This window comes from Paenibacillus sp. FSL M8-0212 (assembly GCF_038004645.1).
In the GTDB taxonomy this organism is placed as follows: Bacteria; Bacillota; Bacilli; order Paenibacillales; family Paenibacillaceae; genus Paenibacillus.
Window position 1 is genome coordinate 18,015 of the sequence record NZ_JBBORP010000001.1, and the last position, 13,295, is coordinate 31,309.

The 13,295-nt window shown below is 48.2% G+C and carries 13 protein-coding genes; 2 read left to right on the forward strand and 11 right to left on the reverse strand.

From position 1 onward, the window contains the following. Positions 1–23: 23 nt before the first annotated feature. The 10 genes from rnc to MKX68_RS00135 form a co-directional block, all read right to left on the reverse strand. Positions 24–728, reverse strand: coding sequence for a ribonuclease III (gene rnc, locus MKX68_RS00090; protein WP_338593791.1), 705 nt, complete (start codon positions 726–728; stop codon positions 24–26). A gap of 13 nt (positions 729–741) precedes the next feature. Beyond that, on the reverse strand, positions 742–1,980 hold the full coding sequence (gene fabF, locus MKX68_RS00095; RefSeq protein ID WP_340908229.1) for a beta-ketoacyl-ACP synthase II: 1,239 nt from the start codon (positions 1,978–1,980) through the stop codon (positions 742–744). Positions 1,981–2,157: 177 nt separating this feature from the next. Next, on the reverse strand, positions 2,158–2,391 hold the full coding sequence (acpP, locus tag MKX68_RS00100) for an acyl carrier protein (RefSeq protein ID WP_024630176.1): 234 nt from the start codon (positions 2,389–2,391) through the stop codon (positions 2,158–2,160). A 152-nt stretch (positions 2,392–2,543) separates the two neighbouring features. Beyond that, the gene (gene fabG, locus MKX68_RS00105; protein WP_017689228.1) at positions 2,544–3,293 is read right to left on the reverse strand and encodes a 3-oxoacyl-[acyl-carrier-protein] reductase; all 750 of its coding nucleotides are present in this window, start codon (positions 3,291–3,293) and stop codon (positions 2,544–2,546) included. Between the two features lie 249 nt (positions 3,294–3,542). Further along, positions 3,543–4,484 carry an ACP S-malonyltransferase gene (gene fabD, locus MKX68_RS00110; RefSeq protein ID WP_315936350.1) on the reverse strand — a complete coding sequence of 314 codons (942 nt, stop codon included), beginning with the start codon at positions 4,482–4,484 and terminating at the stop codon, positions 3,543–3,545. A gap of 25 nt (positions 4,485–4,509) precedes the next feature. After that, a complete protein-coding gene (locus MKX68_RS00115; protein WP_338593790.1) occupies positions 4,510–5,499 on the reverse strand; it encodes a beta-ketoacyl-ACP synthase III in 990 nt (329 codons plus the stop codon). Between the two features lie 8 nt (positions 5,500–5,507). Beyond that, the gene (plsX, locus tag MKX68_RS00120) at positions 5,508–6,503 is read right to left on the reverse strand and encodes a phosphate acyltransferase PlsX (protein WP_017689231.1); all 996 of its coding nucleotides are present in this window, start codon (positions 6,501–6,503) and stop codon (positions 5,508–5,510) included. After that, positions 6,500–7,048, reverse strand: a complete 549-nt coding sequence (gene fapR / locus MKX68_RS00125; protein WP_047842457.1) for a transcription factor FapR — start codon at positions 7,046–7,048, stop codon at positions 6,500–6,502. Before fapR ends, plsX begins: the two co-directional genes overlap by 4 nt. Positions 7,049–7,420: 372 nt before the next feature. Further along, positions 7,421–7,594, reverse strand: a complete 174-nt coding sequence (rpmF, locus tag MKX68_RS00130) for a 50S ribosomal protein L32 (RefSeq protein WP_017689233.1) — start codon at positions 7,592–7,594, stop codon at positions 7,421–7,423. A gap of 67 nt (positions 7,595–7,661) precedes the next feature. Further along, positions 7,662–8,168, reverse strand: coding sequence for a YceD family protein (locus tag MKX68_RS00135; protein WP_338593788.1), 507 nt, complete (start codon positions 8,166–8,168; stop codon positions 7,662–7,664). A 460-nt stretch (positions 8,169–8,628) separates the two neighbouring features. Between MKX68_RS00135 and hmpA the strand changes: the two genes are divergently transcribed. Further along, positions 8,629–9,864: an NO-inducible flavohemoprotein gene (gene hmpA, locus MKX68_RS00140; protein ID WP_340908233.1), complete on the forward strand. Its 1,236-nt coding sequence runs from the start codon at positions 8,629–8,631 to the stop codon at positions 9,862–9,864. A gap of 519 nt (positions 9,865–10,383) precedes the next feature. Next, positions 10,384–11,616 carry a nucleotidyltransferase gene (locus MKX68_RS00145; RefSeq protein WP_340908235.1) on the forward strand — a complete coding sequence of 411 codons (1,233 nt, stop codon included), beginning with the start codon at positions 10,384–10,386 and terminating at the stop codon, positions 11,614–11,616. A gap of 343 nt (positions 11,617–11,959) precedes the next feature. On the opposite strand, the gene MKX68_RS00150 is transcribed toward MKX68_RS00145, so the two are convergent. After that, positions 11,960–13,000, reverse strand: coding sequence for a SepM family pheromone-processing serine protease (locus MKX68_RS00150; RefSeq protein ID WP_091031961.1), 1,041 nt, complete (start codon positions 12,998–13,000; stop codon positions 11,960–11,962). Between the last annotated feature and the right edge of the window lie 295 nt (positions 13,001–13,295).

The window sequence follows — 13,295 nt, forward strand, 5'->3', positions numbered from 1 at the left end:
TTCGTTTGTCTATGCGCTATCGGTTAAGCTCCGGCTTCCGGAAGCTTCAGTCGATCAAGTGCTGCAGATGCAGCCTGTTGTTCCGCTTCCTTTTTGGAACGTCCTGTACCTCTGCCGAGCCTTTCTTGACCCATATGGACCTCCGAGACAAACTCACGTTCATGGGCAGGTCCCCGTTCCTCAACGATACGGTATTCCAAAGCTCCCATATTGTGATGCTGAGTAAGTTCCTGCAGTTCCGTTTTGTAATCACTCATTTGCAGCTTGCTGCCCAATACAATTAATGGGAAGACATGCTGGTCGAGAAATGCCCGGACAGGCGCAAGCCCCTGATCCAGATACAATGCACCAATGAAAGATTCAAACACATCCGCCAACAGAGCCGGCCGTGTCCGTCCTCCAGTTAGTTCCTCACCTTTACCAAGAAGTACATACTGCCCAAAACCCAACGCTTCAGCAAATTTGACGAGGGAAGGCTCACAGACAATGGATGCCCGCAGCTTAGTTAATTCGCCTTCCGGACGGTTAGGAAACAAATGATACAAGTATTCCGATACAGTCAGTTCCAGTACCGCATCGCCCAGAAACTCCAGACGCTCGTTGTCCTGATGCTGACTGAACCGGTGTTCGTTTACATAAGAAGCATGGGTAAACGCTTGTTTTAAAAGCTGCCTGTTGTCAAATTTGATTTGAAGTTTATGTTGTAACTGCTTCAGATCTTCACTCAAACGAACTAGCCCCTTATGCTTCAAATTTTTTGAGAATAATGGTGGCATTGTGACCGCCGAATCCAAATGAATTGGACATGGCAATATTAACTTTGGTTTGACGTGGAACATTTGGAACATAATCCAGATCACATTCCGGGTCCTGATTTTCCAGGTTAATCGTTGGAGCCAGTGTCTGATGTGTCAGTGACAATCCGCAGATGACCGCTTCTACACCACCAGCAGCGCCAAGCATGTGGCCCGTCATGGATTTAGTGGAACTCACGGCGATCTTGTACGCATGATCACCAAACGCCTTTTTGATGGCAAGCGTTTCGGATCTGTCGCCTACAGGCGTCGAAGTTCCGTGTGCATTAATGTAGTCCACTTCTTCAGGCTCAATACCCGCATTACGAAGTGCCATCTTCATGCAACGTGCTGCTCCGTCCGGATCTGGTTCTGTCATGTGATGTGCATCACCTGTCAGACCGTAACCGATCACTTCACCATAAATGCGTGCACCACGTTTTTGAGCATGCTCCAGGGATTCCAGAATCAGAACACCAGCGCCTTCGCCCATAACAAAACCATCACGTTCTGTATCAAAAGGACGGCTTGACTTCGCAGGATCATCATTACGTGTAGACATTGCGCGCATCGCACAGAACCCTGCAAGACCCGTTGGTCTGATTGTTGCTTCCGCACCACCACAGATCATGGCATCTGCATCACCATTGGCAATCAGCTTGAAGGAATCCCCAATAGAGTGTGTACCTGTTGCACAAGCGGTAACAACGTTAATGTTAGGACCTTTGGCGCCAAGTGAAATGGACATTTGGCCTGAAGCCATGTTGGAGATCATCATGGGAATAAAGAATGGGCTTACCCGTTTTGGACCTTTTTGCAACAATGCGTTATGTTGATCCTCCCACGTACCCAATCCACCAATACCTGATCCGATGGATACACCAAAACGCTCTGCATCAATATTCTCGTTAATTTTCAGACCACTGTCTTCAACGGCTTTGAAACCGGCTGCCACAGCGAACTGTACAAAACGGTCCATTTTGCGAGCATCCTTGCGATCCATATATTCTTCCGGGTTGAAATCCTTGATCTCGGCTGCAATCTGTGTCGTGTACTCACTAACATCAAACGCCTCAATCTGAGAAATTCCGGACTTTCCTGCCATTAAACTGCCCCAGAACGTTTCCAAATCTTTTCCGAGCGATGTCATTACGCCCATTCCGGTAATTACTACTCTTTGTTTCAAACCGAGTCACCTCTATATCGACTGCATTACGCAAGTATTTTGTGGGAATATCCGCAAACAGACATCTATTCAACCAAGATAGGCCTGCTTGAGTAGAGCTGCTTGCGGAATGAGAAAAACCAATGAATGATGAGAAGTCCCGCCTGTTCGAAAACATGTGCGGGACTAAAAATGACTTTAGGTATGAGATTGTATGTAGTTTACAACTTCACCTACGGTCGTGATTTTTTCTGCATCTTCATCAGAGATTTCCAAATCAAATTCATCTTCCAATTCCATGACCAATTCCACTACATCCAAAGAATCAGCACCCAAATCTTCTTTGAAAGATGCTTCAAGTGTAACTTCAGCTTCGTCTGCGCCCAAGCGGTCGACGACGATGCGTTTTACACGCTCCAATACATCGGACATCCGGTTCACCTCCTTCTTTGGTATTATACGAGAATCGCAGGCAAAATGCCATAGAAGACATATGCGGCTCCCGGCCGGGGAACCCGGCCTTTTTCCGGCATTTCGGATCGTCCAGCGCCTGTTCCCCGACTATTGTTCAAGTCCGGGAAGAATTACATGTACATGCCACCATCAACATGCAGCGTCTGCCCTGTCATATAAGATGAAGCCTGTGAAGCCAGGAACGTGACTACACCGGCGATTTCATCCGGCTGACCCAAACGGGACAACGGAATACCACTTAGCATACCGTCCACCAGCTCCTGGGACAACTCTTTTGTCATATCTGTCTCAATGAAACCTGGTGCAACACAGTTAACTGTGATTCCACGAGAAGCCAGTTCACGAGCAGATGCCTTTGTCAGGCCAATGACTCCTGCTTTGGCAGCAACATAGTTCGCTTGTCCAGCATTACCGAGCACACCTACAACCGAGGAGATATTGATAATTCTTCCCGACCGTTGTTTCATCATTGGACGTGTAACCGCCTTAAGGCAGTTAAACACACCTTTGAGATTGGTTTCAATAACCTGATCGAATTCTTCCTCTTTCATACGCATGATCAGATTATCACGGGTAATACCAGCATTGTTCACCAGAATATCAACGTTGCCCCATGCTTCGAGAGTAGCTTTGACCATTTGTTCAGCTTCATCCATCAGACCAACATTGGCTTGAAGTGTAATCGCCTTGACTCCTTTGGCACGAATCGCTTCCGCCACTTCCTCAGCTGCCGCTTGGCTACCCGCATAATTCACGGCTACGTTCGCTCCAGCTTCTGCAAGTGCCAGTGCAATACTGCGCCCAATGCCCCGGGATGCCCCGGTAACGAGTGCATTTTTACCTTCTAATGGTTTAGACATAATCATTCCTCCTTTCCCCAAATCTATATCAGTTCAACCAAAGAATGTTTACACTTGCCACTCCGATGACAGAATAACCTTCCGATCGCTGTTATCCCCAGATTTTTTTGATTCCCTTTTCTAAAGGGAAAATCCGGTGATAGCGTATGCTTCCGATGTAGCTTTCTTTCAGAAAGCTTTTAGGCGAACGCTCCGCTTCTTCAGGTTTTTTCTGTCCTCTCCGTTCTCGTGTAAAAAGTTTAGTTTAACTCATATAATTCCTTCTAATTCACTTGCCGTTGCTTCGAGCGTTTCAAGACTGTTCACATTGTACAGTTTTACGGTTTTATCTGTTTTTTTAATCAAACCGGTCAATACACTGCCAGATCCAATCTCGATGAACGTATCCACGCCTTGCTCAATAAGCCATGTCACACTGTCTTCCCATAATACAGGAGAATAGACCTGAGCTGTCAACAAATCCTGAACCTGTCCATCCTCTGCAGGTCTTGCAGTCACATTAGCGACTACAGGGACCGCTGCCGGTGAGAACGTAACGGTTTTCAGTTTCTCTGCCAGCTTCTCAGCTGCACCCTTCATCAACGAAGAGTGGAACGGACCGCTTACTTCAAGTGTAATAGCGCGTTTACCGCCTGCTTCTTTCACTCGTTCCGCGACAGCAGCTACGCCTTCCTTTACACCAGAAATGACGATTTGTCCCGGACAATTCATGTTGGCAAGTTCAACCGCATGACCACTTTCAGATACGTCACGGCAAAGCACCCCCAGCGCTTCCCGATCCGCACCCAACACAGCAGCCATCGCTCCTTGTCCACCCGGTACTGCCTGCTCCATATACTGACCACGCGCCCGCACAGTGCTCACTGCGTCAGCAAACGAAAGAACGCCCGCTGCCACCAGTGCACTGTATTCTCCCAGACTGTGTCCAGCCGTATAGTCAGGCTGAATTCCTTTTTCTTTGAAAGCTTCAAGCAAGGCAATACTTGCTGTCAACAGAGCCGGTTGTGTATTTGATGTCTGTTTCAACTCGGTCTCCGGTCCTTCAAATACAAGGTTGCTCAGCGAGAAACCCAATGTTTCATCTGCTGTGCGAAAAATCTCGGTTGCCGCAGGCACGGACTCATACGCGTCCTTGGCCATGCCTACAGCCTGTGATCCCTGTCCGGGAAATACAAATGCTATTTTACCCATCTCATTCATCTCCCAGATGTCTATTTTACCAAACGAGTACCGATGCACCCCATGTCAAACCGCCACCGAATCCAACCATCAGAACGGTATCTCCAGCTTTCATGCGACCTTCCTCTGCTGCTTCTACCAGAGCAAGCGGGATGGAAGCAGCCGATGTGTTTGCATACTTATCCACGTTGACTACAACCTTTTCTTCAGGAAGTTCAAGTCGTTGCATCGCAGATTGGATAATCCGAATATTCGCTTGGTGAGGAACAAACAGATCCACATCCGTACGCTCCATACCAGCCTTGCGTAATACCTCAATGGTAGCCGTCCCCATGACACGTACCGCAAACTTAAACACTTCACGACCGTTCATGTTGATATAATGTTTTTTATTTTCAACGGTCTCTGCAGTAGCAGGCAGACGGGAACCGCCGCCTTCCATCTGAAGAAGACTACCGCCAGCACCTTCGGCACCGAGATCGAACGCTTTGAATCCGCGACCTTCCGGAACTTCACCAACGACTACCGCCCCTGCTCCATCACCAAAGAGGACACAAGTGTTACGGTCTGTATAATCCGTAATACGAGACAAGCAGTCCGCACCAATCACAAGTGCATTGTTGTACATACCGCTTTGGATGAAGCTCGTAGCACTAGCCAAACCGTATACAAATCCGGAACAAGCAGCCGACAGGTCAAATGCCGCGGCACCTTTTGCACCCAATTTGTCCTGCAAGATGCAGGCTGTCGATGGGAACGAAGAATCCGGGGTAATGGTTGCAACAATGATCAGATCAAGATCACTGCCTGTCATGCCTGCAGATTCAAGGGCTTTAATAGCCGCTTCATATGCCAGATCAGAAGTTGCCTGATCGGGTGCAGCGATGTGACGCTCTTTGATTCCTGTACGACTGACGATCCACTCGTCATTGGTATCGACCATTTTCTCCAGGTCGCTATTTGTCAAAATTTTCTCAGGCACATATTTCCCTGTACCAATAACCCCTACTGGGCGCAAATTATTCATATCGTCACTCACTTCCCGCTAATTTCCTTAGATATACTCTCTACCAGCTGATTCTGCACTGCAATCCGAGCTTGGCGCACAGCATTTTTGATGGCATTGCCATCAGCAGATCCATGACTTTTCACAACCAGTCTGCTCAAACCGAGGAGCGGCGCTCCGCCATGCTCCGTATAATCCAGCTTTCGTTTCAACCCACGCAGCTCAGGCATTAGTACAGCTGCAGCCAGTTTACTTTTGAGAGAAGATGAAAATTGTTCCTTAAGCAAGGCGAAAATGGCACCTGCTGTGCCCTCTAGCGATTTCAGCAGGATATTCCCTGCAAAACCGTCACATACAAGCACATCACAAGCACCAGTCAGCACATCACGTGCCTCAACATTACCGACAAACCGAATTGGGAGTTGTTCCAGTAAAGGGTATGCATGTTTGGTTAACTCATTTCCCTTGCCTGGCTCTGTTCCTACATTGAGCAAGCCCACTCGCGGGGACTCAATGCCCTGTACTTTTTGCCGATACAAACTGCCCATCAGGCCATACTGTGCAAGGTGCTCCGGTTTGGCATCCATATTCGCTCCAAGATCCAGCGCAAGTACACCTACATCATCAATCGTTGGAATCATAGGCGCTAGCGCCGGACGTTCAATGCCTTCCATGCGACCTACAACAAGCAAACCCGCTGTCATCAACGCTCCAGTATTTCCCGCCGAGATCATCGCGTCCGCTTCGCCCTCTTTCAGCATGCGGCCAGCGACCACCATGGAGGCATCCTTCTTGCGACGGACTGCTTTGACGGGTTCATCATCCGAACCAATAACTTCGGAAGCATGCCGGACCGTAAGATTGGCAGGTCTCACACCTGACTGACTCAAAAGAGGCTCCAGCTTGGCTTCATCGCCGATCAGGACGATCTGTGTATCCGCCCATTCCGTGGCTGCGGCAATTGCACCTTCTACCGTTGATGCAGGTGCATTGTCGCCTCCCATGGCATCAATGACGATTTTCATTCCAAATGACCTCCTTCTCCGCTGTCTTCTCCACCTGAATGGTAGATTACAAAGTTGCCTTGAAACACCATTTCTTCACCTACATAAGTGAATACTTCCACTTTGGCTTTGCCCTTTTGACCCGGAATCGATCGCACATAAGCCTTTGCAATACATTTCTCTCCCAAATGAACCGAACGGACAAAGCGAATGTCTGCTGATGCAGTCAACGCGATCTCGTCATTAATAATCGCTACAGCCAAGGAGTTAGCCTGCGCAAAGACATAGTGTCCACGTGCAATGCCTGTTCTGGAAAACACGTGTTCTTCCTTAATCTCAAACAGGGAAATCCCGCTTTTGTCCAGTTGCAGATCCACAATATCACCGATTATCTCATGCAAGGGCAACGAGCGTACCTGATCATACGAGAGCTCTGCCATCAGTTTCATCCGCTCCCGAAGTTCGGGTATTCCAAGTTCCAGCCTGTCAAGACGAATCGTCTGAATACTCACCTTCAATTGGCGTGTAAGCTCCTGATCCGTCACAAACGGGTTCTCTTCTATCATTTTGGTTAACTGCTGTTGCCTCTGTCTCTTCGGTACACGTTCGATGCCTGACACCCCCCGCTGTATCGTTTACGGAACCGTCCCGTCCGGCCAGTTCAACCATTCTTTCGTGTTGCTTCTATAGTTGCATCCCTGGTCACCAGGGTCGTTCTCAAACGGATTATGGTTCATCTATATGTAACGTCAAATCTTAGAACCTGGTACTAAACTATAGTATATCTCATCCCGTGTCAAAAAGAAAGACTGGCCTAACAAAAACAATTCACCCTTGTGGAGCAAGGATTTCATGCTAGTTAGCTCACTCTACCTACACTCTCTAATCCAAAAAAAGTAGCACCTCATCGAAATGAAGTGCTACTTAATGTCCAACTATTATTGAGAGATGATCTCTCTTGCTTTGTACGTTCCGCACACTTTGCACACGTGGTGACTAAGTTTAAGTTCGCCACATTGTTCACATTTCACCATGCCCGGTACAGCCAATTTAAAGTGAGTGCGACGTTTGTCGCGACGCGTCTTGGACGTTCTCCGTTGAGGTACTGCCATTATTCCCACCTCCTTATCAAAATCAACCTTTGCAGGTAGTCTTAAAATGTTCGATTTTCAATCATGCTCATTTAAAAAAATCCTTGAGCCCTGCAAGCCGCGGATCGATAACCTGGTTATCACAACCGCAGTCACCTTCGTTCAGCTCATGGCCACACTTGGGGCATAACCCTTTGCATGTATCGCTACATAGCGGTATAAACGGAAGATCCAGCAGAAAAGCTTCCTCGGCATAACCTTTCAGATCAACGCTATCCCCATCCACATAGAGCGTATCGTCGTCTTCGTGTAATTCCTCTGGCTGTTTTCCCTGCTTGAATTGCTCATGAAAATCAATATGAAAATGTTCATTGATCGGCTTAAGACAACGGGAGCACAACATGTCCATTCCTACTGTCAGCTTGCCATGAACATCCACAACGTCACCTTCTCTGAATTCTGCAGATAAGTCCGCAGTCAGCGGGGTAACGGCTGTGATATCTTGTCGGTTAGAAACCAGTTCCTTGATATCCCACTGTTCGTTAAACTTCAGGGGACCATCACTGGTAGCCACTTTGCGAAATGGCATTAACATTTCCATCACTCCAAACGAAACCAATCTCATAATTCATGTCAAACGTATCACGACAGTTATACAGGTCAAGCCTGCTTTTGTAAAGCAATATATCCTGACTGTATGTATTCTGACGATTCATCGTTAAAAGTATTATGAAATTGACTTAACAAACAAAAATCATTATACCGATTTTTCAAGACGTTTGTCAACACTTTTAACTTTACACCCTTTTTAAAACCAATGGCTCAGAACCGTTTACTCCATCTGGTCTATTATAGACTCACATCACGATAAACTACAAGTCGTCATTTTAGTTGCAGTTCCTTGCAAACAGCGGTCACATTTCGTTAACGTTTAGTGTGATCTATATCACACAGACCCTTTTGCCCCCTACCTATACTTGCTATAAACCAAAGCACGATCTGCTCCATAACCGTTTATTATCCAACTATTTCATATCATTCGGGAGGGAAAATGTATGTTAAGTGAGCACACCATTAGAGTCATTAAGTCTACAGTACCCGTACTTGAAGTCCACGGCGAAGCGATCACACGCCATTTCTATGAAACGATGTTTACAGCACATCCGGAACTGCTAAATATTTTCAATCACGCAAATCAGAAACAGGGACGACAGCAAGCCGCTCTCGCCAACATGGTATACACCGCTGCCTTGCATATCGATAATCTGTCCTCCATCCTGCATGCCGTTCGACAAGTTGCACATAAACATCGCAGCCTGGGTATCGTTCCCGAGCAATATGCGATTGTCGGCACCTATCTGCTACAAGCCATCAAAGATGTCCTTGGAGACGCGGCAACGGATGAGATTATCACGGCATGGGGCGAAGCCTACAATGTCATTGCAGGCGCCTTTATCGGGATCGAACAGGACATGTATGCGGAAACGGAAAACCAGAGGGGTGGCTGGGAAGGATTTCGTACCTTCAAGGTTGCCAAGAAAGTGCAGGAAAGTGAAGTCATCACGTCCTTTTACCTCGTTCCAGATGATGGTCAGCCCATTGCCAGTTATGAACCGGGACAATACATCAGTATCAAAATCCAGCCGGAGGCACAGTCATTTACCCAGATTCGTCAGTATAGCCTTTCAGACACCCCGGGTAAACCTTACTATCGCATTTCCGTTAAGCGTGAGCGAGGTGTGTTAGAGCGCCCTGACGGAGTTATATCCATGTATCTCCACGATCACATTGAAGAAGGCAGTCTGGTGGAGCTATCCGCTCCTGCTGGCGACTTCACGCTGAATGCAGACGATAAACGACCTGTTGTTCTCCTGAGTGGCGGTGTCGGTCTGACGCCCATGATCAGCATGTTAAATACGCTGGTTAACTTGAATGAGAATTGTACCATTACATTTTTGCATGCAAGTCCCAATGGTCAATCGCACGCGTTCCGTGATCATGTGAACAGTCTGGCCAAACGTAATCAGGGCGTTAAAGCTTATTATTGTTATACTCAACCTGAGGATTCTGATCATGAAAATGAGTATTTTCATAAGGAAGGTTATATGGATGCGGTCTGGCTTCGCCAGGTGATTGATGAACTGGATGCCACCTATTATCTGTGTGGACCGGTTTCGTTCATGCGGGTAGTGTATACAGAGCTTTTGGCGCTTGGTGTGGCAGCGGACAACATTCATTATGAATTTTTTGGGCCGAAAGCAAGTCTATCTCCCGCGCCGGAAAGTGTCTAGGTGTTCTGAGATTGTGAGATGTGATTATTCGGTTAACTTCCTAATGTATATAAGTGTATGGGTAAGCGTCCTATTATGATGATTTATTAAAGATGAAGAAGTTGTTCTCTACACTTACAGGGATGTCCCATAAGTCGTGAATATGACAGGGGATATCCCTTGTTTGTGTTACTTTGTTTTAATGATCCTGAGACACGCTATTTGCTCCCATTTGCCCAAATCTGAAATCTAACGAATCACAGAGATGTTATTTCGTCTATTCGGTCAATTTTTCGATTTTGGTGACGTTTTATGACGAAATAGCCTTACTGAGGTTCGTTAAATCTTAAAAACGTTAACGATCCGCCTTTTAAGGTGCGGTAGATTCGTTAGCGCTTGGAGCGAGGCGGAATTCCTTTTGAGACAGCCCCTTTTTCTTGTCTGAATTGGTGCATGATTTGATCTAATACATGACATCCCCTATGATGGAATGGATGTTATACATACTCGGTTATCCAATCGAAAGGAGTACCTCTAATCATGAAAGCCGTAGGCGTCATTGTTGAATATAACCCCTTGCACAATGGGCATGTTTATCATTTGCAAGAAGCTCGGCGGCTAAGCGGCGCAGACGCCGTTGTTGCAGTCATGAGCGGCCCTTTTCTCCAGCGTGGCGAACCCGCCATCGTGGGTAAAAGGGCGCGCACCGAGATGGCGCTGCACGCAGGCGCCGATCTCGTGCTTGAACTGCCGGTTGCGTACGCGGTACAACCGGCGGAATGGTTTGCCTTCGGTGCGGTATCGCTGCTGCACCGCACCGGCATTGTGGACTCGCTCTGCTTTGGCAGCGAGTCTGGCAACCTGGACAGCCTGCAGCGCATTGCGCGCGTGCTGGCTGTAGAGCCCGCAGGGATGCGCGAGGACATCGCGCGCCGCCTGCGGGAAGGCGCCAGCTACCCCGCCGCGTACGCAGGCGCGGCGGCGGCACTGGCGCCCGGCGGCGTCGATGCTCACGACGCCGCTGCACTGCTGGAGCAGCCCAACAATTCGCTTGGGCTGCACTACCTGATCGCGCTGCAACGACTTGGCAGCGCGATCCAGCCCTTTACGGCGGCGCGTACCGGTGCCGCGTATCATGAGGCGACGCCCGGGCCGGGGGCGATCGCCAGTGCCACAGCCGTCCGCCGCCTCCTGATGGCGGACGGGCCCAACGCCGCCGCGCCATACGTGCCGGCGGCGACCCTTGCCATTCTGCATCGCGAATGGCAGGAAGGGCGCGCTCCCATACACTGGGAGCGCTTTGCACAGCCGCTGTTGCACCTTGCGGCCACCCGCCGTGCCTCCGAGCTGGAACGCATCGCAGAAGTCACGGAAGGCCTGGAACACCGGCTGAGCCGTGCACTCGCTCAGCTCCCGGAGCCTTCAGTCGAAGCACTCCTGAATGCACTGAAGACCAAACGATACACACGCACCAAACTCCAGCGTATGCTCGCCCACCTGCTCCTGAATCACACCAAAGCCGAGTGTTCACCAGAGCAATTGGCTGCCGGACCCGGATATCTCCGAGTCCTCGGATTTAATGCTCAAGGGCAGAGCCTGCTTAAACAAATGAAGAAAACTGCATCGCTTCCAGTTGTGCTGAAACCGTCGACGTTCACACACAACCAGCTGGAATTGGATATACAAGCTCAGGTTGCGTATGGGCTCGCTTGCGAGCATAGGGACACACGCAAGATGTTCAGTGATTATTATGAGTCTCCGGTGAGACTGTAATCAGCTTTTGACCATAAGGCTTCATCTCTATGGAGCTTTTTATTCCATCATCAAACAGATCATTGATGTCCACTATTCGTTACTCAACTATACAATTAAAAAATCCCCTTGCTGCGCGCCGCTCAGGCACCTCGCAACAAGGGGATCTCCTTATTCACTTCTCTTGTTCTCTTAATTCTTTTAGTTATTTTAATCCCTTTGAGTCTTGTGGGTCTAGTGAGTCTATTGATCTTCTCAAATCTCTTGATCACACTTCATTCCACTTTAATCAATTATTCCGATTTCATCCGTACTTATCCATCCGGTTCAACGTTGGCTCGATCTCTTCCCGCCCGATTATAACCTATGATTTCACGGATAAGGTTTTCAGATAAGCCAACGCATCATCCACCGTGCTCACAGGCACAAGTTTCATTTTGGTGCCGATCTGTTCAGCCTTGGCTGCTGCTTCCTTATAGTTATCCTTCGGCACAAAGAAGATCTCCGCTTCTTTTCGATCAGCAGCTACAATCTTGTGCACTACACCACCAATGGCACCCACCACACCGTCCTTGGTAATGGTACCTGTACCCGCAATTCGATGACCTTTGGTCAGATCTCCAGGTGTTAACTGGTTATAGATCTCCAAAGTAAACATCAATCCGGCAGACGGACCACCAACCTGGGTATCGGTAAAGGAGATCTGTTTGTCCGGATCTTCGGCTTTCACCTTCTGAACTGCACCAATCATAACGCCGAGTCCCGGGCGGGTTTCACCCGTTTTACTATCTTTTACCTGAATCAGTTTCACGTCCCGGCTAATGGTCTCTCCACCACGTTCCAGTTGCATTTCGACTGTATCTCCAACCTTTTTATCTTTTAACTGGGCAGAAAGCACCGTATTATCCGGCGTAGCTGTTCCATTCACTCCCAGAATGATATCTCCCGGAGCAATATCTCCTTCCGGTTTTGGATCTTCAGACAGTCCAAATACAAAGATATGTTCAGGTACAATAGAGTAAGTCACACCAGCCTGCTCATATGCAGCCTCCATTGCGGAGGATTGTGAGTCACTCATGAACCACACCTGTTCGGCAGAATATTCCGCTTCGCTTTTGCCGCGCAGTCGGTCTTCCTTTTTATCCACTTGAGCATTTTTGTTGAACAAAGAGGTTCCTAGCAAAAACACATTGGCATATGTTGCCGACACGGTTGTCATCATGAACACACCGCGTTCTTCCTGGTCTCCACCCTTAACGGTTACCATTGGTTTTACTTCGTCTGCACTGCCAGGCATATATATGATATACGGCGTTGGCATGTACACGGCAACATAGACGACCAGAGCCACCACGATCACAAAGATCGAAGCTCTGAATCCGCCAGATTTCCGAATCCGATTCATCGCATGAGCCTCCGTTCTTTGTATCTCTATATAAGCTGAACTCTACACTAATCAGCGATCGTAATTCCACCTTGTGAACACTTCCATTCGTCGGTTAGATTCACGCTCCTTATAATGCAGATACTCAGCTCATCTTGTTTAATCATTTTTTTCAAGTCTAACACTCTGGTCCTTGTGCATACAATGGTACAGGCCGGATAGGCCGCTGTATACAATAGCCTGTCCGGTCAAGGCCGAACCGCCCTTCGGGCGTCATTCGGCCGTCCATAACGATTCAGATGCCAAATCGGCGTTA

Coding starts and splice junctions, on each gene's coding strand:
- acpP (WP_024630176.1), bottom strand. CDS start 2,391: ATGTCCGATGTATTGGAGCGTGTAAAACGCATCGTCGTCGACCGCTTG.
- fabG (WP_017689228.1), bottom strand. CDS start 3,293: ATGTCTAAACCATTAGAAGGTAAAAATGCACTCGTTACCGGGGCATCC.
- fabD (WP_315936350.1), bottom strand. CDS start 4,484: ATGGGTAAAATAGCATTTGTATTTCCCGGACAGGGATCACAGGCTGTA.
- MKX68_RS00115 (WP_338593790.1), bottom strand. CDS start 5,499: ATGAATAATTTGCGCCCAGTAGGGGTTATTGGTACAGGGAAATATGTG.
- plsX (WP_017689231.1), bottom strand. CDS start 6,503: ATGAAAATCGTCATTGATGCCATGGGAGGCGACAATGCACCTGCATCA.
- fapR (WP_047842457.1), bottom strand. CDS start 7,048: ATGATAGAAGAGAACCCGTTTGTGACGGATCAGGAGCTTACACGCCAA.
- rpmF (WP_017689233.1), bottom strand. CDS start 7,594: ATGGCAGTACCTCAACGGAGAACGTCCAAGACGCGTCGCGACAAACGT.
- MKX68_RS00135 (WP_338593788.1), bottom strand. CDS start 8,168: ATGTTAATGCCATTTCGCAAAGTGGCTACCAGTGATGGTCCCCTGAAG.
- hmpA (WP_340908233.1), top strand. CDS start 8,629: ATGTTAAGTGAGCACACCATTAGAGTCATTAAGTCTACAGTACCCGTA.
- MKX68_RS00145 (WP_340908235.1), top strand. CDS start 10,384: ATGAAAGCCGTAGGCGTCATTGTTGAATATAACCCCTTGCACAATGGG.
- MKX68_RS00150 (WP_091031961.1), bottom strand. CDS start 13,000: ATGAATCGGATTCGGAAATCTGGCGGATTCAGAGCTTCGATCTTTGTG.